This is a genomic window from Bradyrhizobium sp. LA2.1 (assembly GCF_040547725.1).
Classification (GTDB): Bacteria; Pseudomonadota; Alphaproteobacteria; order Rhizobiales; family Xanthobacteraceae; genus Bradyrhizobium; species Bradyrhizobium barranii.
Window position 1 is genome coordinate 257,642 of record NZ_JBEPQI010000010.1, and the last position, 24,004, is coordinate 281,645.

Annotated in this window: 16 protein-coding genes; 6 read left to right on the top strand and 10 right to left on the bottom strand. The window is 60.3% G+C overall.

The window, feature by feature from the left end; genetic code table 11:
* Positions 1-13 precede the first annotated feature (13 nt).
* Positions 14-403: a hypothetical protein gene (locus ABIB95_RS21635; protein WP_354241952.1), complete on the top strand. Its 390-nt coding sequence runs from the start codon at positions 14-16 to the stop codon at positions 401-403.
* 720 nt (positions 404-1,123) lie between these two features.
* On the opposite strand, the gene trpC is transcribed toward ABIB95_RS21635, so the two are convergent.
* Both trpC and ABIB95_RS21645 read right to left on the bottom strand, forming a co-directional pair.
* A complete protein-coding gene (gene trpC, locus ABIB95_RS21640) occupies positions 1,124-1,972 on the bottom strand; it encodes an indole-3-glycerol phosphate synthase TrpC (RefSeq protein WP_063986175.1) in 849 nt (282 codons plus the stop codon).
* A gap of 86 nt (positions 1,973-2,058) precedes the next feature.
* On the bottom strand, positions 2,059-2,238 hold the full coding sequence (locus ABIB95_RS21645; protein ID WP_354241953.1) for a hypothetical protein: 180 nt from the start codon (positions 2,236-2,238) through the stop codon (positions 2,059-2,061).
* A 238-nt stretch (positions 2,239-2,476) separates the two neighbouring features.
* Between ABIB95_RS21645 and ABIB95_RS21650 the strand changes: the two genes are divergently transcribed.
* The 3 genes from ABIB95_RS21650 (at position 2,477) to ABIB95_RS21660 (ending at position 6,403) form a co-directional block, all read left to right on the top strand.
* On the top strand, positions 2,477-2,932 hold the full coding sequence (locus ABIB95_RS21650) for a (2Fe-2S)-binding protein (RefSeq protein ID WP_354241955.1): 456 nt from the start codon (positions 2,477-2,479) through the stop codon (positions 2,930-2,932).
* Positions 2,933-2,936: 4 nt separating this feature from the next.
* Positions 2,937-5,150: a xanthine dehydrogenase family protein molybdopterin-binding subunit gene (locus ABIB95_RS21655; protein WP_354241957.1), complete on the top strand. Its 2,214-nt coding sequence runs from the start codon at positions 2,937-2,939 to the stop codon at positions 5,148-5,150.
* Positions 5,151-5,386: 236 nt separating this feature from the next.
* On the top strand, positions 5,387-6,403 hold the full coding sequence (locus ABIB95_RS21660; protein ID WP_354241960.1) for a helix-turn-helix transcriptional regulator: 1,017 nt from the start codon (positions 5,387-5,389) through the stop codon (positions 6,401-6,403).
* Positions 6,404-6,453: 50 nt separating this feature from the next.
* On the opposite strand, the gene ABIB95_RS21665 is transcribed toward ABIB95_RS21660, so the two are convergent.
* From ABIB95_RS21665 to ABIB95_RS21685, 5 genes are all read right to left on the bottom strand, one after another.
* Complete coding sequence (locus ABIB95_RS21665) at positions 6,454-7,611, bottom strand: adenylate/guanylate cyclase domain-containing protein (RefSeq protein WP_354241963.1); 1,158 nt, start codon at positions 7,609-7,611, stop codon at positions 6,454-6,456.
* 88 nt (positions 7,612-7,699) lie between these two features.
* On the bottom strand, positions 7,700-9,295 hold the full coding sequence (locus ABIB95_RS21670) for a GMC family oxidoreductase (RefSeq protein WP_354241965.1): 1,596 nt from the start codon (positions 9,293-9,295) through the stop codon (positions 7,700-7,702).
* A gap of 243 nt (positions 9,296-9,538) precedes the next feature.
* Positions 9,539-9,940, bottom strand: coding sequence for an SPW repeat domain-containing protein (locus ABIB95_RS21675; protein WP_354241968.1), 402 nt, complete (start codon positions 9,938-9,940; stop codon positions 9,539-9,541).
* Positions 9,941-10,327: 387 nt separating this feature from the next.
* Positions 10,328-11,218, bottom strand: a complete 891-nt coding sequence (locus tag ABIB95_RS21680; protein ID WP_354241970.1) for a LysR family transcriptional regulator — start codon at positions 11,216-11,218, stop codon at positions 10,328-10,330.
* Positions 11,219-11,581: 363 nt separating this feature from the next.
* Positions 11,582-12,217, bottom strand: coding sequence for a response regulator transcription factor (locus ABIB95_RS21685; protein ID WP_354241973.1), 636 nt, complete (start codon positions 12,215-12,217; stop codon positions 11,582-11,584).
* Between the two features lie 222 nt (positions 12,218-12,439).
* Here ABIB95_RS21685 and ABIB95_RS21690 point away from each other — a divergent pair, with 222 nt between their 5' ends.
* A complete protein-coding gene (locus tag ABIB95_RS21690; RefSeq protein ID WP_354241976.1) occupies positions 12,440-12,832 on the top strand; it encodes a response regulator transcription factor in 393 nt (130 codons plus the stop codon).
* Here the strand turns inward: ABIB95_RS21690 and ABIB95_RS21695 are convergent.
* Positions 12,827-18,712 carry an AAA family ATPase gene (locus ABIB95_RS21695; protein WP_354241978.1) on the bottom strand — a complete coding sequence of 1,962 codons (5,886 nt, stop codon included), beginning with the start codon at positions 18,710-18,712 and terminating at the stop codon, positions 12,827-12,829. The two genes, ABIB95_RS21690 and ABIB95_RS21695, sit on opposite strands and share 6 nt — an antisense overlap.
* Before the next feature lie 537 nt (positions 18,713-19,249).
* Between ABIB95_RS21695 and ABIB95_RS21700 the strand changes: the two genes are divergently transcribed.
* Positions 19,250-19,435, top strand: coding sequence for a hypothetical protein (locus ABIB95_RS21700; RefSeq protein WP_063981754.1), 186 nt, complete (start codon positions 19,250-19,252; stop codon positions 19,433-19,435).
* Between the two features lie 104 nt (positions 19,436-19,539).
* Here the strand turns inward: ABIB95_RS21700 and ABIB95_RS21705 are convergent, their stop codons facing one another.
* Both ABIB95_RS21705 and ABIB95_RS21710 read right to left on the bottom strand, forming a co-directional pair.
* Positions 19,540-22,719, bottom strand: coding sequence for an efflux RND transporter permease subunit (locus ABIB95_RS21705; protein ID WP_354241981.1), 3,180 nt, complete (start codon positions 22,717-22,719; stop codon positions 19,540-19,542).
* Positions 22,716-23,939 carry an efflux RND transporter periplasmic adaptor subunit gene (locus tag ABIB95_RS21710; RefSeq protein WP_354242060.1) on the bottom strand — a complete coding sequence of 408 codons (1,224 nt, stop codon included), beginning with the start codon at positions 23,937-23,939 and terminating at the stop codon, positions 22,716-22,718. The genes ABIB95_RS21705 and ABIB95_RS21710 overlap by 4 nt, the downstream gene beginning before the upstream one ends.
* Positions 23,940-24,004 lie beyond the last annotated feature (65 nt).

Sequence of the window (24,004 nt, forward strand, 5' to 3'; positions counted from 1 at the left end):
CCGGGCCACCTCTTTGAAATTCCGTAATTCGGAAATCAACAGAGGCATCGTCGGCTTGTCTTTCGGCGTCGCATCGATCTCCGGATCCATCGCGGCGTTCTATTCGGAGCTGTTCGACACGCGGATCCGCTACACTGGTCTCGTCTTCGCAAAAGAAGTCAGCGGCGCTGTCGTCGGCGGCTTTGCGCCACTGATTTCGACGCTGCTGGTGCAGTGGAGTGGCGACGCGAGCTGGCCAGTCTCGGTCTACATGATAGTCACGGCGCTGGCAGCGTTTTTGTGCGCCCATCTCGCCAGGGACATCCTCGACGTCGGCCAGCGAAACGTCACAACTGCGACGAAACGCGACGCTCTTGTGGGCGTGCGACAAGTCATGGACGATACTGGCGACCATGCGAGATGACGAGCGCGACGGTGATGCGAACCAGCAAGAACATCTCGCGAACATCGCCAAGTCGACACACGGTGCGATGTCCGACCACCAAAAGCGTCGCACGATACGCGCTTTGCTCTGTCGCCTGAAATGGAAAAACCCTGCGCTAATAGGGCTTTCGATATGGTGGGCGCACCAGGGCTCGAACCTGGGACCCGCTGATTAAGAGTCTCATTCTCTAAAAGAGATTTCAGGCACTTAGCTGTAAAAGGCAACCAAAACAGCACTAGCAAAATCAATACGTTATGGCCGAAATGTAAATCGCTTGATCGCGCGCCCAGCACGCGCGCCCCTTGCGTCCCGAACGTAAGTAGCAACCGAAAAGTTCAACAAAAACAGTGAACTTCGCTCCTGGTTGACCACCTTTATCGCTGTTTGTTCAGGGCGGTTCGGTGGTCAATCGGTGGTCAGCTAACCGGGCAAGTCTCGGCGCTGTGGCTTCGCGGCACTATGAAGGCATTAGCCGCCTTCGCGCCTCCACCTGCCCCTCATATTCGTCGCACTACTAACGACAACGGCCCCTGCGTAACCCGCCTTAACGCAGGTGCGTCAACGACTAGCGTCGGGGGTTCGAGTCAGGAAACCGCAGCAAATCTGCGATATTCGCTCCGATCGTCCGCCTGAACCCGGCAGCTCGTCGAACGGTAGGCTCAAGTCGGGGACCCACAGCAGCCCCCCAGATGCAGTCGCCTATTGAGAGGATGGTGCGACTCGGCTGGAACGTATTCCCGCCGCCGTCGCCGGCGTGTCCCGCACCAGCAGCGCGCGGGTTGCCGCCGTCACATCGGGCTGGCGCATCAGGCTCTCGCCGACCAGAAAGGTCGACATTCCCACACGCTCGAGCCTGGTCAGATCGTCCGGCGTGAAGATGCCGCTTTCCCCGACCATCAGCCGCTCCTCCGGGATAAGCGGCGCTAGCGCCTCGCTGGTCGCGAGCGTGGTCTCGAAGGTACGGAGATTGCGATTGTTGACGCCGACCATCGGCGAGCGGAGTTTCAGCGCCCGCTCGAGTTCGGCTCGGTCGTGGATCTCGACCAGCACATCCATCTGAAGCGCGATGGCGGCGTCCTCAATATCTTTGGCGGCGGCGTCATCGAGAGCGGCCATGATGATCAGGATGCAGTCGGCGCCGTGAGCGCGGGCTTCGACGACCTGATAGGTGTCGAACATGAAATCCTTGCGCAGCACCGGCAGATTGGTCGCCGCGCGTGCCGCGACCATGAAGTCGAGATGCCCCTGGAACGACGGAGTATCGGTCAGCACCGAGAGGCAGGCCGCGCCCCCGGCCTCATAAGCCTTTGCCAGGGCCGGCGGATCGAAATCGGCGCGGATGAGGCCCTTCGATGGCGAAGCCTTCTTGATCTCAGCAATCAGCGCATAGTCACCGCCGCCATGCTTTTCCTTGATCGCGCGGACGAAGCCGCGCGGTGGCGCCGCCGCCTTGGCGCGTGCATCGATGCTCGCGAAGGAATGAGCACGCTTGGAGGCGGCAATCTCCTCGCGCTTATAGGCTTCGATTTTCTTCAAGATGTCTGACATCATCGACCTGTTCGTGGACTTACCTGTCATTCGACCATCTGCGTTGTTTCGGCGGTCGGTACAAATCAATCATTATCGACGCTTACTCACTTCCTCTTTATTAGCCCTTCGCGTTGGTGCGCATGCGCGAGCTCGTTATAACGCTCGCGCCGCCGATCAATGCGCCAAATGCGCGCGTCACTTTCGCTCTTGGAAGCAATTGTCGAAGCTGAATGAGCCCGCGCCTGCTCGCCGCGCAGTGCGATGCCTTTGGCGGACAGCACCATCGCAGCAGTATTCCCCGCTGCTATGGAAACCATACATGCCGGCTATTGGAAGATTTCGTCCCGCGCTGCGATCAATGGGCGTCGCTATCGGAGATTCATCGAGTAACGCCCCGCGCAACCTCAATCCGTCGCATCTGCCGGAATAGGCCGTATCGGGCGACTTGATCCTGTCGAGGACGACCAATGCGTGGGTGCTCGTCCACTCACTCCTCACTCCCAACGCGCTCAGGAGGCACGCATGGCATTCACGTTGAAAATCAACGGTACACCCCATGAGGTCGATGTCGACGGTGACGTTCCATTGCTGTGGGTGCTGCGCGATGTGCTCGGCATGACCGGAACCAAGTTCGGCTGCGGCCAGGCGCTGTGCGGCGCCTGCACTGTGCATCTCGACGGCCAGCCGGTCCGCTCCTGTCAGACAACGATCGACAGCATTGGGGACAGCGCGGTCACCACGATCGAGGCGATCGGCCAGACGCCGCAGGGCGCAGCTGTACAGAAGGCGTGGTTGGAGCTCGAGGTGGTGCAGTGCGGTTACTGCCAATCCGGCCAGATCATGTCGGCGGCGGCGCTCCTGAAAGACATGCCGAAGCCGACGGATGGCGACATCAACGCCGCCATGTCGGGGAATGTCTGCCGATGCGGCACCTATCAGCGCATCCGCGCCGCGATCAGGCTGGCTGCTGGAGTTTGAGATCATGAATGGACCAATTTTGAGGGAGCAGGTCGCCGAAGAAACAGGCGTGTCACGGCGCGCCTTCCTTCAGGGCACAGGTTTGCTGCTCGGCTTTTCGCTGACCGGCGCCAGCACGAGCTCCGTCTTCGCGGCGTCCACTTCGCAGGTGCAGGTGGTCGAAAACGAGGTCACGGGTACTTTCGCGCCGAATGGATTTATACGGATCAATCCAACGGGCGCCGTGACGCTGGTCATGCCGATGGTCGAGATGGGACAGGGGGTCTACACGTCGCTCTCGATGCTTCTCGCTGAAGAACTGGAGGTGACGCTTGACCAAATTCAGGTTCAGCATGCGCCGCCAAATCACGCGCTTTACGTCAACTCGATCATAGGCATTCAAAATACAGGTGGTTCCGCCTCTGTCCGAGCGTTCTGGACACCGCTGCGTCAGGCAGGCGCAGTAGGTCGCAGTCTGCTGATCGGGGCAGCCGCAAAGCGCTGGAATGTCGATCCGGTGACCTGCCGCGCCAAGGGCGGCATCGTCTTCGACGCGTCAGGCGCAAAGCATCTAAGCTACGGCGAACTTGCGACGGCCGCAGCGAAATTGCCCGTGCCGCCGGCGGCAAACGTCAAATTGAAGGACCCGAAAGATTTCACCTTGATTGGCACGCGTGCCAGGCGCTTGGATTCATCGATAAAGGTCGATGGGCGCGCGCTCTACGGCATCGATACGCGACTGCCGGGTATGAAGGTTGCAGCGGTTGCTATTTCGCCCGTGCTCGGTGGCAAAGCGAAAAAGGTGGACGAGAAAGCCGCGCTGGCGGTGAAGGGCGTCCGGCAGGTGGTCAACATCGATGAAGCTGTTGCCGTGGTGGCGGATCACATGGGTGCGGCGAAGAAGGGGCTCGAGGCCGCCGCCATCACGTGGGACGATGGGCCCAACGGCAAGGTCAGCAACGCCGATATCGTCAAGCAGCTGGAGGAGGAGTCCAAGAAACCAGGGGCGGTTGCCCGTAACGATGGTGATGCAGAGGAGGCCCTTGCTGTCGCGGCGCAACGAGTTGACGCGATCTATCAGGTGCCTTTCCTAGCCCATGCGGCGATGGAGCCGATGAACTGCACAGTCCACCTGCGGAAGGATCGCTGCGATATCTGGGTCGGGACGCAGGCGCCTACGATCACGCAGTCTCTGGTGGCCGCACTCACCGGCCTGCCAAAGGACGCAATCAAAATTTACAATCATCTGATTGGCGGTGGCTTCGGCCGAAGGCTGGAGGCCGATGGCACGGTGCTGGCCGTCAAGATCGCCAAGCACGTCGATGGCCCGGTGAAGGTGATCTGGAGCCGCGAGGAAGATATCCAGCACGATATGTATCGGCCGTACTATCTCGATAGGCTGTCGGCCGGACTTGACGCGGCCGGCAAGCCGGTTGCCTGGACGCATCGGATCACCGGCTCCTCAGTCATGGCTCGCTATTATCCCCCTTACGTCAAGGACGGATTGGACCCCGATGCCGTCGAAGCGGCGGCCGAGCCGCCCTATGCTCTGCCCAATATCCACGTCGACTTTGTCCGGGTCGAGCCCCCTGGTGTCCGGACGTCTTGGTGGCGCGGCGTCGGACCGACTCACAATGTTTTTGTGGTCGAAAGCTTCATAGATGAGCTCGCTCACGCCGCGAAGCAGGATCCCGTCACCTACCGCAAGGGATTGCTTGGCCACAATCCGCGAGCACTCTCTGTTTTATCGCTTGCGGCGGAAAAGGCGGGGTGGGCATCACCCCTTCCCGTGCGGCATGGCCGCGGAATTTCAGTACAATTCGCATACGGAAGTTACACGTCGCAGGTCGCCGAGGTCGAAGTAGCGGCCGATGGCTCCGTCAAAGTTAAGCGGATCGTCTGTGCGCTTGACTGCGGAATGTACGTTAATCCCGATACGATCGAAGCCCAAGTTCAAGGAGGAACGCTTTTCGGGCTGACGGCCGCGCTTCATGGCTCGATCACGTTCAAAGATGGTCGGGTCGAGCAGAGCAATTTTGACAACTATCTGCCGATGCGTATCGACGAGGTACCGGTGGTGGAGACACACTTGATCAAGAACGCGGAGGCTCCGGGTGGCGTTGGTGAAGCTCCGACGGCCATTGTCAGTGCTGCAGTGACCAATGCGATCTTCGCCGCAACAGGCAAGCGTGTGCGCAGCCTGCCGATCGATACGAATTCGTTGAAGTCGTCGTCTTAATCCTTCCCGTCATCCCGCACGCGTTGTAGCGCGCACGTGATGACGGTCGGGAACTAAAGCCCCGGAACATAATGGCTATTGGAACATTCGCGTTCTCCGCAAGTCAAAATTTCGCCTAATGGCGAGAGGCGAGGTTCAGTGGTACGAACGGCATGGCGACGCCTCCGCCGATCCTCGGAGAACAGATTTCGGAGCACTATCGGTGCTGGTAGCCGTTAGCAGGAGCCACCACAGTCATGCATAATTCGAAATCGATTCCAAAACAGGCTCTCGTCGGGCAGAACGTTTCACCGCCCGCGGGCGCCACTGTCAAATTGTCTACAGCAGACCTCAACAATTTGATGCAGGCGCTCGACATAGATGTCATCGCCATGACCGAGATTTTGGTGCCGCGAGGCCATCGAGTCGAATTTGGGACGATTGACGTACCCGGGATCCACTACAACTTAAGTGGCATGGGACGTCTATCAATTGATGGCGGGCCGACGATACCGTTGAGCCCTCATTTACTCATCATCGTGCCGCCAAACACTCCGCTCATGATCGAGGTCGACGGTGGAAATCGCCCTCCGAAGCTCATTTCGAGAGACTGCTGGACTCGTCAAGAAGGCATCCTTCGCGTCGCAGTGCCGAAAGAGCAACCAGAGATCGTCCAGATATGCGGCTTTTTTAACGCATCCTTTGGCCAGTCTGTGAGGCTGTTCGGAGAACTCCGCGAACCGGTCATCGAGCAATTCGAGCCGGCGGACAGGATTGATCTCAAGCTTCGCGAAGCAATGAACGAGTTGTTACAGCAAGAGGTCGGCGTTGGAGCCATGACAGCTTCTCTGCTCAGGCAGATCGTTGTCTCGTTGGTACGACGGTCGCTCAAGTCATCCCGACGGTGGACTGAACGGTTCTCGATACTTGCTGACAGGCAGGTCACTCGTGCGTTTGCAGATATGGTGGCGCGGCCAGGAGCCGCCCATTCAGTTCAAAGCTTGGCACACAGTGCAGGATTGAGTCGTTCGGCGTTCATGGCGCGCTTCTCGGACATTTTTGGACAATCCCCGATGGCTGTCTTACGACACTTAAGAATGCGCCAGGCCGCGATCGATTTGACGACAACGACGATGTCGATCGACGCAGTGGCTCTTAATGCGGGGTACGAGAGCCGTTCGAGTTTTGTGCGGGCTTTTCGAAAGGCGTACAATCGAGATCCGAGCGACCATCGGCGGATCGCCAAGGAGGGCGAAGTACGGAAGGATATTTGAGAACGGGGTGCGATCCGCTCGTAGGCGTTATGCGCTCTACGATGGACACCCTAAGCATCGCGCTTCCCGTACGATAAGCAAGGTCCACCGGTCCCCCCACGACATCTAAAGGCTCTGCGGCCGGACAGGTCGGCCTGGCTTTGCCGATTCCCACCGTGATTCAATGAGTTTCGCTGGCGAGGCGACCGCCAAGCGCAGTTGGCCTGCTCGCACGACAGCCTGCGAATACTGAAAAGACGGACCGGATCTCTTCGGCCACGCAACATGTGTGCGCCTTCGTCGCGAAACGCAGTGGCGAGTTCCGCGCTCCCTTCCGCAGACAATGCATCCATGAATTCGCCGGTGACGAGCACCGAAGCCTCCAATACCCGGCAATGGGCTTCAACCCGACTAGCGACATTCACGGTGTCACCGATCAGGGTGAGTTCCAATTTCTTCTCATTGCCAACGTCTCCATAGATGACTTCGCCGTAATGGATACCGACGGCAATACGGAGCGACTGGTCTCTTGCCTCAATGCGTCGGTTCCAAGAATCGACGGATTTGATGAGCTCGATCGCACACTCCGCAGCGTTGGTGGCGTCGCGCAGGCTGGTCAACGGCAGGCCGAAAAAGGCCATCAACCCATCACCCAGGAACTTGTCGATCGAACCCTGATGGGAGAACACCACGTCACTGAACATACGCAAGTGGTGTCGCAGCGTCTGGACGACGACATCCGGAGGCCTGTTGGATGAGAAGTCAGTGAACCCGACGATGTCGACAAACAGGACTGCTGCACGCTGACAACGCGTAAACGAAAGAGGGGTCCGCGCCTTGATGAGCTGTTCAGCGATGCTTGGCGGGAAGAAGCGCGCCAGGTTCATACGTTCGCGCTCTGCTTTCTTGACGCGCTGGTTAGCGGAAAGTCTATGGAGCACAAGCATTGTCGTGACCAAGAGCGCGATCGGGCTAACACTGGATCGCAACGCTGCGATCCCGTTGGGGACGAAGCCGTGCGTAAGAATATAGCTGAGGATGGTAAGCAGTGCGCAGATTAAGCCGACGACGACAGCGCCTCCGCGATCGAGATCCTGGGCAGCTACCAACACGACGACAACATACAGCGAGGCGACCGCGAACTGCAGTGATGACAAGGTATCGACCAGAAAGATGCCGATCGCGAGTACGGCTGCAGGAGCCAGGTACCTGAACCTTTCTATACGCATTGGACGCTCATGGCCGGTGTCAGCTCCCGCGCGGCTTCCCGGCCGGCGTGGGCCGGAGGCCGGCCTCGCCTGCTCGCGCCAGAACTCCTCAGGTGCGTTTCAGATCCTCGACCAGCATCGTCGCAGCGTGGCGCGCAAGCGCCTGGGTCGGAGCGTTGGTATTGCCGCTGGTTATGTTCGGCATGATCGAGGCATCGATTACCCGCAGGCCGTCGACGCCGCGGACCCTGAGCCTCGCGTCAACCACCGCTCGTGCATCCTGGCCCATCCGGCAGGTGCCGACCGGATGCCACATTGTCGTCACGACGCGCTTCACCCATTCGCGGATCTCCGCATCCGATTGGACGTGCAGGCCGGGGTCCATCTCTTCCTCGATCACCGGCGCCAACGACTCCTGGGCCATGACCTTGCGGATCGCGCGCACTGATTCCACCGCGGCCCTCAGGTCTTCCTCTTCGCCAACGAAATTCGGGTTGATGAGGGGCATCGACGTCGGGTCACTGTCGGCCAACCGCACCCAGCCGCGGCTCTTAGGCTGAAGCACCACGAGTTCGAAAGTGATGCCCGAGCGGTCGCCCGCCGGGCCGAGCTGCTCGTTCAAGACGATAGGAGCGTGATAGCATTGGATCGTAGGCTCGGCGGTGAAATCAGATGGATTCCAGTGTGTCACCGTCTCGATGCCATTACCCGACGCCGGGCCGTCCTTCGTGACGAGATAGCGCAGGCCGGCCTTCACGCTGCCGAGACCCTGCGCGGCAGCCTGATAGCCGAGATCACCCTTCACATAGACACGGACCGGTACCATCGGGTGATCCTGGAGATTTTCGCCTACCGCCGGAGAATCGACGATCACCGCGATACCGTGTTGACGCAGCTGCTCGGCTGGCCCGATGCCTGAGTGCATGAGGATCGTCGGGCTATGGACGGCGCCAGCCGACAGCACAACTTCGTTGGCCATGATCCTCTTCAGGCTCGTGTCCATGAACTCAACGCCCACAGCCCGCTTGTTTTCGACGAGGACGCGAGCGACGGTCTTGCCGGTGAGCAGGACCACGCGGCCCGAAGTGAGGTGCGGGCGCAGATAAGCGTCGACCGCGCTGCATCGGCGCTGGTCTCCGACCGTCGACTGCACCGGCGAGACGCCGATCTGGCTCTTGCCGTTATAGTCGGGATTATAGGGAATCCCATATTCCTGGAATGCCTTGAGGCAATATTGGTTCAGCTTATTGATGCCCTTGGGCAACTGGACAGCCAGGCCACCATCTATGCCGTGATACTCGTCGTGGAAGGTGTCGTTGTCCTCCTGCGCCATGAAGACGGGAAGCAGGTCTTCATACGACCATTTTCCGGTGTCGCCGACCGCGTCCTGCCACGCGGCGAAATCGCGCATCTGACCACGCACGTAGCACATCGCATTGATCGAGGAGCCGCCGCCGAGTACCTTGCCTGAGCGATATGCTCGCTTCGTCCCGTGCTGGGGAACCGTCTCGTATTTCCAGACATGCCGGTCGTGGGCCAGAAGTTTGGCGAAGCCCGCTGGGATGTGGATGAACGGATCGCGATCCATATCGCCCGCTTCGATCAACGCGATCGACGCATCGGTGTGTTCGGCAAGATAACTCGCAACGACGCAGCCGGCTGCGCCTGCACCAACAATGACAATATCGTAGGCTTCCTGGGACATCAGTGTCTTTTCTTTCACAGAATTTGCATCGTTCAATCGGCGTCCGTCGCTGACGTGGCGCTATCGCAGCTCCTGATCCTGAGATTGATCGGACCATGCCTTTGGAGAGTGATCCTGCAACGCCGGCGGGGGAAATCACCTATCGCCATAGAGTTGATAGGCGATCGTTATTGTCGCTCCCCGAGGTCCTGTGGACCGCTGCAGACGAACATCGGCGACGTCTCGACGACGCCATCGCAGCTTTCAGCCGGCTGCGCGCCTGCCCAATTCCGGACGGTTCGCAACGGGCTTCTCAGGCGCGTTCAGGACTGACGTCGTGAACAGGACAGCCGCAGCGAGGCCCCAGTAGTACCAGGCGTCGAGCCCCGTGAATTTGAAGGCAAACGGTGCGATGACAAAGACCACCCCGACGGCGCGATCGACCCAAAGGTGCAGCCAGTAGGGAATGATGTGGACGATCCCGGTGGGATGGTCGGTCAGGGAGGCCAAGAGCAGCGCGGCCACACCGGCGACGACCGAAAGCTCCACTGCAACCGGTCCGCTTTGACCGAGCCCCAGCACGAACGGCGCGGCGATCAAGACGACCGCGACAGGATAGTCGATCAGGTAGGCGTGGATAGATTTGGTGATGAAGCGAAACGACATCGGAGACTCCTCTGGTCGATTACTTGAGCGGGTCCTTGCGACGCGGAAAGTGCATCCACCCAAGAGAGAGATTACGCAATCCTGTGCCAGCAAACACTCCGGCACGGGCCAATCCGTTAGACGAGCAACAGGCGTAGGCCGGCACGCCAACCATTGGAAATGCCCGGTCGTTATCGTTTCCATTCCAGTCGTCGGGCGCCACGGAAGCGGGTAAGCGTGGCGCGTCGTCCGCGAGGCCGACGGTGGTGGCTCAGTGTCCGGCTGTCGAGGTCAGGGACAGCTTGGGAAGGCAGCATTGTTCGCGTAGCGCATTTGGATGGCCTTTGAACCAACCAGGTGAACGCATGCGCCGCATGCTCTTCCGGGCGCTGTACGCATTCGACGATTTCACGCCGTCCGAGCGACGACCGACCAGTCGCGAAGGCGAACGAACCTGACGAAAGCGTCCAGCGCCGGCGAGTAGCAGCGCCCCTGCACAGCCAGCAGCCGCACCTCCCGCGAAACCAGGTCGCCTTCGAGCGGGATGGTCTTGAGCGTCGGAAGGTGCGGCATGTGCTCGGGCGCGAGTATCACGCCGAAGCCAGCAGCGGCCATGTGCTGCAAGTGCAAGTCGTGACCACTGCAGTGGCCGAGGTGGAGCGGTTCCTCGGGAAAATACGACCGTTGGATCTTCGGGGCGATGTCGCATCCGGCGCGTTCCAGCAAGATCGTCTCACGGAGGTCGTCGATGCCGATCGAGGGACGATTTGCGAGCCGGTGTGTCGGTGCGAGAACCGCGACATAGCGCTCCTCAAACAGCGACCAGTCGTCGATGCGGGCGGGCACGTCCTGCACGTCGCCGACCATTGCGGCGTTGATCTCCCCCTCAAGCAAGAGATCGACGAGCTTCTCCGCCGCGTCCTCGCGCAGCTCGACGTGAAGTCCCGGGACGCACTTTGCGATCTCCGCGATCGGATCGAGGACGAGCGACGCCGAGATGGATGGGGCAAGGCCGATCCTCAGTGGCGCGATCTCCTTGCGTTGGAACTCCTGGGCCCTGCGACGCACCGCCTCTGCCGAGACCAGTGTGCGCTCCAGCATCGGAAGGACTTCCTTTCCAAGATCGGTGAGTTGGGTGAGCTGGCGTTCGCGGTAGATCAACTGGCCGCCGAGCTCCTGCTCGAGTTTCTGCACCGCCTTGGTCAGAGCGGGCTGCGTAACGTTGCACTGCTCGGCCGCGCGGGTGAAGTTGAGCGTGGACGCGACGGCGAGGAAGTAGCGAACCTGATGAAGCTCCATGGGCTGCTATGTTCTCCGTCAAGGTGCGGCTGTCTCTACTGACAGGCCTTGCGTCGCCCTGCCCGGATTCGGGCGCTCGTGGTCGTTCACCAAGAGGGGGAAGGCGAACTCGGTTACCGTCAACGGCCGCATTTTGACGGATAGGGGCGCCTCGGTCGACTACGCGGAGGTATGATGAGGTTCGCTTGTCGCTGCTTGTGCTAAGCGATCGCTTAGAAGTGAGAGCGTAAACCTCGCGCCCCGAATCCGTTGGCCGGATCGGCCCCTAAAGGAGAGGATCAGCGGCGCGGCGAAATGAGGTGGACGCGATTTGCGAGTAGACGGCACCCTCGCACGGAAGCGCTGATGGCACGCCTTTCAGGCTCAGAAGTTCTGCAGATGCTGTAGTTTTATATTGAGGCAGTCCGCCATCCGGGTGAGTTCCGGGACCGAACGCGCTTTCATCTTCCGCATCAGGTTAGTGCGATGCACTTTCACCGTGGACTCGGCGATGCCGATATCGTTGGCAATCTGCTTGTTCAGGCGACCAGCCACGACATGGAGCATGACCTCAGTCTCGCGGGGGCTGAGCGTGTCGAGGCGCCGCCTTATTGCAGCCACCACGCTGTCACTCTCACGTCGGGCACGATCGCGAGTGAGTCCGGCATCGATGGCGTCAAGCAGATCCTGATCTCGGAATGGCTTTGTAAGAAACTCTATCGCACCGCTCTTCATTGCTTGCACAGTCATCGGCACGTCGGCGTAGGCTGTGATAAAGATGATAGGCACTTGCCTGTTTGCGGCGACAAGTTCGCTCTGAAGATCGAGACCGCTTCGCCCCGGCATTCTTACGTCGAGCACCAGGCAAGTAGGACCATCCGGCGGATCGGCCTCGAGAAAATCGGGAACAGACGAAAATTGTCGGGCATCCAAGCCGACTGTCCGCAACAGTCGCGCGACCGAATCGCGAAATTCGCGATCATCATCGATAACCAAGACACTGGGATTTGCCTCACCCATTCCCGGTATCCTGCGTTGGGGAAGCGCATTCTTGCCTAGTCCGGCACACCCTACGCACAATCTATCGAGATGAACAGAATATTTTGCCTGAGCGGATAGCCGGACGCCTAAACCATCGCTTAGGAACGCCGACATTGCGTTATTGAGGGATGTCCGAGACACTACGTTGCATGCAGCGCGAGGCGCTGCCTCGCCGGCCGGCGGAAGTGCCTGGAAGCCGCTATGTTGCATCGTACACTGATATCCGTCGTCGACGACGATCAGCCCCATCGTGAGTCAATGCGAAAGCTAATAATGCTGCTGGGCTATACTGTCGAAGCGTTTTCGTCGGCGGCCGATTTCCTGGCATCGCGGGCTCTGCCTGAAACCGCCTGCTTGATCACTGACGTTAACATGCCCGGAATGACCGGAGTCGAGCTGCACAGGCGTTTGGTCGATACAGGGTATGCAATCCCAACGATCCTCGTTACCGCCTACCCCGATGAGGTTGTCAGGGATCAGGCTCTGAAGGACGGGGTTATTTGCTATCTCAGCAAGCCAGTGGACGATGACATTCTCGAGCGATGCGTGCGCTCGGCTCTGCGGTCGGGTACGCCGATTGAAGATAATTCATGAGTCGTTGTCCGCCGGCAGGGTAAACTGAAATACAGCGCCGCGAGGTTCGTTCGCTTCCGCCCACAACTTGCCTCCATGTGCTTGGATGATGGAACGGCATATCGACAACCCCATCCCTGTTCCACCGGACTTCGTGGTGTAAAAGGCGTCGAAGACTCGATCGAAATGCCCCGGATCAATGCCCCGCCCCGAATCCCGTACGACTACGAGGGCGCCGGTCTGATCCTCCCTGGTGCTGATCAATAGCTCTCTCGCCCCTTCCTCAACCAGGCCCATCGCTTCGGCCGCGTTCAGGATCAAGTTCAGCAATACCTGTTGCAGCTGAACGCAATCCCCCATAACCGGAAGCAGTCCATCCGCGAGCCGGGTTTGGACCGAAACGCTGTTCCTGTGAATTGCGCTTTGCGCCAGTACAATCACTTCGTTGATAGCCGAATTGAGATCAAAACGCTCCTTTCGCAGAGGCGCTTTCTTGATGTGATCACGCATCCGTCCGACGATATCCTTGGCGCGGTCAGTGTCCCTCACGACGCAAGCAAGCGCTTCCCTGGTCTCATCCAGATTTGGCGGTTTCATCTCCAGAAAGCGGATCCCTGCGCGGGCGTTGTTACGAGCGGTAGCGATCGGATGCAGAATTTCGTGAGACAGCGAGGCCGCCAATTCTCCCATCATGCTCACGCGGTTCATGTGGGCGAAATCCAGTTCGAACTGACGCAGCTTTTCACGTTCGTCCTGCGCCCGCCTTCGCTCCGTCACATCGACGGTTGTGGTGATAACCTCAGCCAGCGCGCCCCCGGGCGAAAACACATGATAGCTGGTTCCTTCGACCCATTTGATTGTTCCATCGGGTAGGAGAAGTCTGAACTCGGCCACGAAGTCTCTCTTTTGTTGCACGGCCTCCTGAACCGCGCCCCACACTCTGTCGCGGTCCTCTGGGTGAATACGTTCCCAAATACCTTGCCGACTTGGCAGGCCCTGCGACGGATCAACCCCCCAGATCCTGTAACTCTCGTCCGACCAATAGAGGTAACGCATCGTTGTGGCGTTGTAGATCCAATAGCCGGTGCGGCTGAGTCTTTGTGCCTGGCTAAGCGCTTCCTCGACGCGCTTTCGCTCCGTCAAATCGAGCACGAATGCAAGGCCCTCGTCGCCTCCTTCCTTGAACAGAGCAGCGCCAATAAGCACGGGAACGCGGCTGCCGTCCTTCCGAACATACTCCTTCTCGAAGGGTCGAACTATTCCGGCTGAGTTCAGTTCTGCCTGAGTCAGTATGTCCCGCTCGCGCCATTCGGGCGGGGACAGCTCGGTCCAGCGCACGCGGCCCGAAACCAAGTCCGCACGGTCATATCCTACGATGCGTAGAAACGCGTCATTCGCTTCGAGGATCCGTCCTTCGCGATCGGCAATGAGGATCCCAATGATGTTGGCGTCGACCAAACGCCTGATCTTCCCTTCCCGATCCGCGAGGTCGTCATAAAGCCGCGAATTTTCGAGCGAGATGGCCGCCTGCGACGCAAGCACCTTCAAGACTGTGACGCGGTCGGGTGTGAAAACGTGGGCCGCCAAGTTGTTTTCTAGGTAGAGTACGCCGGCCAGTCTGCCTTGTTTGAGCAACGGCAGGCAGAGAACTGAATGGGCGTGATGCTTATGGATGTACTCATCGGCGGAAAACGGGTTCGCGGCGGCGGCATCGTGGATAAGAACGCTCTCTTTTGTCCGGATCACGTAGTGTAGAATGGACTCCGGTAGATTTGCAGCGGTTACACCTGCTTGTCGCTGACCGACGGTCACCATATCATTGCTGATCGTGACTTCCGCCTCAATCCGGTACCCATCGCCGACCGCAAGGATCAACAGACCTCGCCCGGCACCCGCGTACTCAATCGCCGTGCGCATCAGCGTGTCGATCAGCTTTTCCAGGACGATCTCGCCCGACACGGTTTGCGAGACTTTGATAACCGTAGATAGATCCAGTTGTTCGACGGGTGCCCCGATCGTGCTTGTGGGGCCTGCAACTGGCTTTTCCTTCCTGAGGTGCGGATACAACTCGTCGAGTTGGCGCACCTTGCCGTCGGCTCCCCAGCGGATGTATCCGTACCGCGCGTCCCGCAGATAGGCATGTGCGATCTTCTCGAACCCGCGTGCGGCATAAAAGCGTGCGGCGACTTCATTGGCGAGCGCCTCGTTGTGGACCAAGCCATGCGTGTGTGCCGAGCGGATAGCGTGCTCGTAAAGATGTTCGGCATCGAGCGCGCGGCCTTCGATCCGGGCGATCTCCGCCCCGACGAGTGCGGCGCGGTTCTCGAAGTTGTCCGGGCAAGCCATCGCCCAGACCTCGAGCTGTCGGTGGTGCGCAGCCAGTGCCTCGACATGCTCCTGCCGTTGGCCGGCCGCCGCGGACTCGCAGGATGTCGCTCTGGAGAGCGCACTGTAAAAGTGATATTCCGCGCATTCGAAAAAAGACGCCGATGTCGGCTGCAGCTGTTGCGCCCTCAATGAGGCCTCGAGGGCACCCACATAGTCGCCGGCAAAGAAACGTGCCTGCAGCTTGCGGGTCCAATACGAGCCCTCGGCCAACGCCAGATCCGGGTTCTTGCGGAAACGAGACTCCAGTAGGAGTTCGTTGAACTGCCCATCGTCAAAGCAACCGAAAATCGGCGTCAAGCCGCGGAGTGTCCGGATCAGCCCTAGCTGGCCGGCAATGGAGTCAATCGCAAAGCCGAACCGCATGTTCCGCGCGAACGCAAGACCATGCTCGACCTCGACCTGCACGATATCGAGCGGATCGCCCGCCGCGAGAAGATACGTGTTCAGGTGGGTGTAGTAGTACGCCGCAAAAGTGAGGTCACCTATCTGGTTTGCTGTCTCAAACGCACGTCGCAGCAGATCACGACCTTCCCGGACATGTCTCGTCCAGAACATGAGTAAGTATCCAAAGTTCAAATAGGTCCTGGCTTGGAAGCGCTTTAGCCCGCGCTGTTCGACCAGTTCATAGCCGAGACGGCCGAATCGAAGTCCCGCCTGGTAGTCGCCGAATTCCGGTCCAGCAAGCCTGGCAAGCACTGCATAGGCGTAGCACGACCCGTCACAATTGCCGCCCTCGAGACTGAGATTGACTGCTCGACAGATGACCATCGAACGTAGTTTCGCATCTGTATAGTGGGCCGGCGGCCCGAGCTTCGTCAGCACATCAAGGGTCGCGAGCGATACGGGATCGCTCATCAAAGGTAGATCAATCAGGGTTTCTATCGCGCGGGAGCCGAGTTGGGACCAGATCCGGTCATACTCGCACCTTGCCTCGTCTTCCGACGGGTGCGCCGACCAGTCAACACCCAGGTGGCGGAGATAGTCGAGACCGACTGCGATCGCGCGACTGCCCTGATCCAGGGTCGTGTAAAGATCCACCTGCAGGCACGTCACGCGGGCTCGTTCGATCGTCGTTGCGGCACGGGCCGACAGCATCGCCAGGCGCTGCTCGGCTTCCGCCAGTGCACCAGTGAGGAATTCACATTCGGCCCGGTGCAACTCCAGCTCAAAGATCAGGTCGTGCTGGCGCTCCCAGGAGTCCCCTGGCAGCAGTGCTACGCCGGAGACTAGGTAGTTCAGCGCCGAGGCATATGCCGTCGAGGTCTTTGCGCGTTTACCTGCAATGAAGTTCAACTCAGCGACCCGCTCAAGCTCCTCAGTTGACGTGATGAGATGCGAGCCGCGGTTGAGCTGATTGACGATTTCGAAGATCGTCTCCTCCAACCTCTCTGGGGGGGTCTGCGCTGCGAGCAGCATCCCTATTCGGAGATGGGCTTCGGCACGCGATTCCTCCGGAATCAAGGAGTAGGCCGCTTCCTGGACACGGTCGTGGAGAAACTTGTAGGAATCCTCTGAACGAAAGATCAGCCCTGCTCGCACCGCTTCCCAAAGCTGCCCGTGCATCTCCTCCCCGGAGTCCTGGTAAGCGATCCGCAACATGGCGGACCCTGCGTCGTTGCCCAGGCAGGCGAGCTTTTGCAGTGCGTTCCGGGTTTCCGCGGACAGACGGTTCAGCTTCCCCACCATAAGGTCCACCACATTGTCGGTGTAACCTTTGGCGTGAATGCGATTCAGTTCCCAGCACCATCGCGCCTCGTCATAATCGAAAGTGAGCAATGCTTCGTCTGCGAGCGCAGAAATGAACTGAATAGCGAAAAGCGGATTTCCGGTTGTCTTTTCGTGAATCAGCTGTGCCAGCGGCGCGATTTTCTCCGGTTCGCTGTGAATGGAATCCGCGATTAATTGTCCCAGATCTTCACAGGATAAGGGCGCCAATACGATGTCGTGTAGTATCGCTCCGGCTTGGCGGATCGCTTCAAGCTTGCGTGTCAGCGGATGGACGGGATCGACTTCGTTGTTGCGGTAAGCGCCAATCAACAACAGGTTCTGTACATCCGGCCGGGTCAACAGATCCTGAAGCAAATCGAGCGTTGCTGCATCGAGCCATTGGAGATCATCAAGGAACAGGGCGAGCGGATGTTCCGGTCGCCCGAATACACTGATGAATCGCCGGAACACCAGCTGAAAGCGACCCTGCACGTCCTGTGGCGGCAGTTCGGGGACCGGTGGCTGTTCGCCGATGATGTGCTTCAATTCCGGAACGAGATCGACAATGAGCCGAGCGTTCGGCTCGAGCGCCTCGAGCAGCGCCTCCCGCCATTTCCGCAACTCCGCTTCGGTCTTGCTCAAGAGAGGGCGGATCAGGCTCTGAAAGGCCTGCGCAAGGGTGACGTAGGGGATGTCGCGTTTGTACTGATCAAGCTTGCCCGACGCAAAAAGACCGCGGGGCGGAACAAGCCGCTTATGAAGCTCGTTAACGACCGCGGATTTGCCGATGCCGGAGTATCCGGAAACGAGGACCAACTCCGGCCTGCCGCCGGCAACGATACGGTCGAAGGAGGCAAGCAGGGTATCGATCTCGGCTGTCCGACCATACAATTTCTCGGGGATCAGCAGCTGATCCGGAGTGTCATGTTCCCCGGGCGGAAATTCGTCGATATCGCCTCGGGTTTCCCATTCGGCGAGGCAGCGCCGTAAATCGATCTCGGCGCCTGTAGCCGTCTGGTAACGCTCCTCGGCAGTCTTGGCGAGCAGCTTCATAATGATCGCAGAGACGGAGCCTGGGAGGCTCTTTAACCGCTCGCTGGGCGGCGCCGGTCGTCTTGCGATATGGCAGTGCACCCATTCCATCGGATCGGCCGCCGTGAAGGGCAGCACGCCCGTGAGCATCTGGTACAGCGTGACGCCGAGGGCGTAGAGGTCGCTGCGGGCGTCGATCGAGCGGTTCATCCGCCCGGTTTGTTCGGGTGCCATGTAAGCGAGCGTACCGGCGATGGTCTCGGGCGGCTCGGGCGCCTGCCGCTCGCGGGACAGGCGCGATGCGATGCCAAACCCGGTGAGACGCACGTGTCCATCCGCGCAGTCCACCACGATATTAGCTGGCTTGATGTCTTTGTGGATGAGCCCGCGCTGATGAAGCTTGCCCAAGGCTGAGGTAACGGCGATAGCCAGGCACAGGAAGCGCGCTACCTCCATGGGCTCACCGAGCAAATGTTCGAGCGGCTGGCCGCCTGGATCATCGAGCACTAGCACGGTCCGACCGGCGTCGCGCATGAGGGCCAGCGGCCGCACCGCCCATGCCCCGTCGAGTTCATCCTTCAGCTCGTATTCGTGCGTGAGACGATGGAGTCTTGACCGGGACGGGTGATCGGCGGCAGGAGCAACGAGCAGGACGGCGAGCCGGTTGCCATTGTCGTCCACTCGCCAGCCGCGGCTAAACACGCGCTCGCCATCCTCCCACAACACCTGGGAACTACCATCCGAGTATGCGACGTTCAGCGACTGCCGCACCATCTGTCAGACTCCGGCGTCGGGCTTCGGCCTGAACTCGGCCAATCAAGCGCTTCGCGCGCCACACGCGCGGTTTCTCCCCCGCCGGGAGAAATCGTACTCCGTCGCCCGAGAAATGCCAGCCGATCCCCGGTCCGACCGGATACGGCTATAGGGATCCCCCTCGCAGAAGCCGGCCTTATTGCCGCGAAATTCGCCGGTAAAGCAAATGGATCGAGAGTTCCGCTCGATCGAAATCCCCGTGGAACGAGCGCCGCTCTCTCGCCGCAGAATCCCAGGCGCGCCCCAGCCGTTCCGATAACGATCGGCTATCAACTCCATGGCGAGAGGTGACTTTCCTTTCAACTGGCTTGAACACAATCTGCAACCAATCGCCCCCATCCTCGATACCGGCCGAAGTCGGCGTTCTGTTGAACGATCGTAGGCCAGGAGGTCCGAGATGCGTCGATCGCTTCAGGGCACTCCGCCAGGGTGAGCACAATTGGATGGGCTGGTTCCAACACGCTTCGACCAGTCGCCCGAAAACCACGCGAGGGCGTCATGACGCTTCATATCTCACAGCGAGGCAAAGAATATTTGAGGACAGCGAAGACCTTGCTTCGCTCTGCCAAAGCCATGACGGACCACGTGATTGCGGCTCAGCTGAAGGCTCTTGCCGACGACCACGAGCGGCGAGCCAAGAAGGCGTCGCTCGACGGTGCAAGGGATTGCTCGATCCGCCGCTAGACTATACGTGAAATGCGTGAGCCGTCGAATAGGCGTCGCGGCAGCGGCCCAGCGGCTGCTAAGCTGGGGCTGCCAACGTCATAGCGCACCGCGGCCAACGCAGCTCATTCCGCCGCGGCCGCGGCCGCGTTCGGCTGAATTGGCCTGCCCTCGTTCGTGCCTTCCGCGAGGTTGCGCACCACGACATAGAAAATCGGCGTGAAGATCAGGCCGAACAGCGTGACGCCGAGCATGCCGAAGAACACGGCGACGCCGACCGCCTGGCGCATCTCCGAGCCCGAACCGGTAGAAACCACCAGGGGCAGCACGCCGAGGATGAAAGCAAACGAGGTCATCAGAATCGGCCGCAGGCGGAGCCGGCAGGCCTCAATGACAGCCTCCAGCCGCGACCTGCCCTCAAGCTCGATATCGCGCGCGAATTCGACGATCAGGATCGCGTTCTTGGCCGCAAGTCCGACCAGCACCACGAAGCCGATCTGGGTTAGGATGTTGACGTCCTGACCCATGATGCGCACCCCGATGGTGGCCGCGAACAGGCACATCGGCACGATCAGGATCACCGCGAATGGCAACGTCCAGCTGCCATATTGCGCTGCCAGCACCAAATAGACGAACAGCACACAGATCGGGAACACATAGAGGCCGGCATTGCCACCCATCACCTGTTGATAGGACAGGTCGGTCCATTCGAGAGAAAAGCCGCTCGGCAACGTTTCGTCGGCCAATCGCTTGATGGTGCTGAGCGCCGTGGCCGAGCTTACGCCCGTCGCCGGCTCACCTTGTACCTCGGACGTCGAGTAGAGATTGTATCGCGCCACACGATCGGGTCCCGAGATGTCCTTGAAGTCAACGACGCTGCCGAGCATCACCATGTCGCCGGCGGCGTTCCGGGTACGCAGCCGCGCGAGATCGGAAGTCTCCTTGCGGAATGGGAGATCGGCCTGCGCCGTGACGTGATAGGTACGTCCGAACAAATTAAAGTCGTTGACATAGGTCGAACCGAAGTAGGTCTCGATCGTGTCGGTGATGTTGGCGATGGGGACCGCGAGCTTCTGCGCCTTGACACGATCAATATCGACAAACAGCTGCGGCGTATTCGCCGTGAAAGGCGAGAACACCGAGGTCAGATTTGGCGACTTACGCGCGGCGGCGACGAGCTCGTCCGTCGCCGCTGCGAGCAGCTCGGGACCGCGCCCTTGTCGATCCTGGATGCGGATGGCGAAGCCGCCACCGGTGCCGATGCCTGGCACCGCGGGCGGTGGAATGACGATGATGAAAGCGCCCTGGATCGCCGACAGCCGCTTGCGTAGATCGGCCGTGATCGCGTTGGCCGTCAATCCCTTCTTCTGCCGCGCCTCCGGCTCGTCGAACACCGGGAACAGCGCTGCGGCATTGCCGGCCTGCGTGCGCGTCGCGCCGGAGAACCCGCTGAACGCCCCGACACGGACGATACCTGGCGTATCCAGCGCGATCCGCTCGATTTCGCGCACCACCGCAGCGGTCCGCGCCAGCGACGCGGCGCCTGGCAATTGCGCCGAGATGATGAGGTAACCCCGATCCTGCGCGGGAATGAAGCCCTGCGAGGTGGTGGCGAGTAGCCAGCCGGCGCTGCCGATCAGCCCGAGATAGATCACAAGCATCACCACCGTATGCCGGATCACGAAGTCGGCGGTGGCCGCGTAACCGCGCGCTAGGCGATCGAAGATGCGGTTGAACAGCGCGGTGAAGCCGTCCCAGCCGCGCGCAATGACGTTCCAGCGCGCCGGCGGACGTTTCTCCTCGTGTGGCGTAAGAATCTGGGAGGCCAGTGCCGGCGACAGTGTCAGCGAGCAGAAGCAGGAGATCGCGGTCGCGACTGCGATGGTGACGGCGAATTGCTGGAAAAACTGCCCGGAGATGCCGCCCAGGAAAGCTGTTGGCACGAACACCGCGCAGAGCACGAGTGCGATCGAGACCAGCGCGCCGCCGACTTCCTCCATGGTTTTGAGCGCCGCCTCGCGCCGGCTCATACTGTGCTGGAGATGTCTCTCGACATTCTCGACAACCACGATGGCGTCGTCGACCACGATGCCGACCGCGAGAACCAGACCGAAGAGCGTCAAATTATTGATCGAGAATCCAAGCGCGGCCATCACCGCGAAGGTGCCGACCAGCGACACCGGGATCGCGATGATCGGGATGATCGCAGGCCGCCATCCCTGCAAGAACACCAGCACCACAATGACGACCAGCGCCATCGCCTCGTAGACCGTCTTAATCAGCTCATGGACCGATTGGGCGATGAATTCGGTGGGGTTGTAGCCGATATTGTAGTCGAGCCCCTTCGGAAAACTCTCCTTCAGCTTCGCCATGGTGGTGGAGATTGCCTTCGCCGTGGCGAGCGCGTTCGATCCGGGCCGTTGCGTCACCACCATTGCGACGGCCGATTTGCGCAGTATGCGGCTGCTGGTGGCGTAGGAGAGCGCACCGAGCTCGACGCGCGCGACGTCGCGCAGACGTGCGGTGCGGCCGTCGGAACCGGCCTTCACCACGATGTCCTCAAACTGCCCGATATCTTTGAGGCGGCCAGTGAAGACGAGGTTCGGCTGGAGCGCGCGATCGGCGATCGGCGGCTCAGCGATCTGTCCGCCGGTGATCTGCAGATTCTGGGCGCGGATCGCCGCCAGCACCTCGCCCGATGTCAGGCCGACATCAGCGATCCGGTCGGGATCGAGCCACACTCGCATCGAGTAGTCGCGCGCGCCGAACATCTGGATGTCACCGACGCCGTCGAGCCGCAAAAGCTGATCGCGCACCTGCAGCAGCGTGTAGTTGGAGATGTAGAGTTGATCGAACGAGTCGTCGGGCGACAGCACGAATACGGCCATCAGGATGTCGGGCGAGTTCTTGCGGGTTACGACGCCGTTGCGCTGCACCTCGTCCGGCAGCCGCGGCTGCGCAATCGCGACGCGGTTCTGCACAAGTACCTGCGCCTTGTCGAGGTCGGTACCGAGCTTGAAGGTGACGGTGATGGTGAGCTGGCCGTTCGAGGTCGCCTGGCTGTAGAGATACAGCATGTCCTCGACGCCGTTGATCTCCTGCTCGATCGGGGCTGCCACCGTGTCGGATACGGTCTGCGCTGAGGCGCCGGGATATTGCGTGGTGACGGTGACGGTCGGCGGCACCGCCTGCGGATATTCCGAGACCGGCAGCGTCTGGTAGGCGATCGTGCCGACGATCACAAGCACGATCGACAGTACCATCGCCAAGATTGGCTGGTTGATGGAAAGCCTTCCAAGATTCATGGCTTCGCACCCGCCGGAGTCTTGTCGTCTGCCGGCGCCTGCGCCATTTTCGGTGTCACCTTGGCGCCGACGCGGGCACGCTGCAGCCCGTCGACGATGACCTGATCCCCCGGCATGAGGCCCTCGCGAATCACGCGCAGCCCCCCATCGAGCGACCCGAGTATCACCGGCCTTACATCTACCGTGTTGTCTGCCTTGACCACGAACACGATCTTGCGCGACTGGTCGGTGGCTATAGCGGCGTCCGGAATCAGCAGCGCCTCGTAGGGCGACGAGCCGATGATCCTGACGCGGCCAAACTGCCCCGGGAGGATCGAGAGATCCTTGTTCGGGACAATCGCGCGGCTGCGCAGCGTCGCAGTCGAGATGTCCAGTCGATTGTCGAGGAAGTCCATCTTCCCCACATGCGAGGGCTTTGTCTCGCCGGTCAGCGTCACCTGCACGGGATTTGACGTATCGCGCGAACTTGGCCGCTTGCCTTCGAACCACAGCCTGCTGTTGCGCTGATAGGTCGCCTCGTCGACGTCGAAATAGATGTAAATCGGATCGAGCGACACGATCGAGGTGAGCAACGTCGCGCCGCTATCGGCGCCCTGCACGAGGTTGCCGGGGGTCACCAGATGGCGACTGACGCGGCCGGTGATCGGCGCCAGCACATGGGTGAATTCGACATTGAGCTGCGCGGCCTTCAGCGCACCCTCGGCCTGCGTCTCGGCCGCATAAGCCGCCTGCAAGGCCTGACGGCGCTGATCGACGACCTGCACCGAAACTGCGCTGGTCTGGACCAGGTTCAGCCCACGGTCGAGTTCACGCTTGGCAAGCTCTGCCTTGGCCCGCGCGTCGTCGAGTTGGCCCTGCGCTTGTGAGGCGACCGCCTCGAACGGGCGCGGATCGATGATGTAGAGCAGATCGCTGGCATGAACGATCGCACCGTCTGTGAACTCGACGCTGTTGACGAAGCCACCGACGCGGGCACGGACCTGAACCTCCTGTATCGCTTCAAAGCGGCCGGTGAACTCGTCCCAGTCAGTGACCGTGCGCTTGACTGGTTGCGCGACTGTAACCAGCGGCGGTGCAGGCGCAGCCTCCTGCGATTGTGCCTTCTTGTCGCAGCCCGCGAGCGCCAGCGCGAACAGCAGACCGATCGGTGCGACGAAGCGTCGTGGAAAGCGATAAAACGAACCGCGATCGAGCTGAGGTGCCGGAGCCGGTTGCACCATTCTATCAGTCATACTCACTTCCGTCTCTCCAAGAACCCAGCGCGATGATCTAGATTACGTCGTTG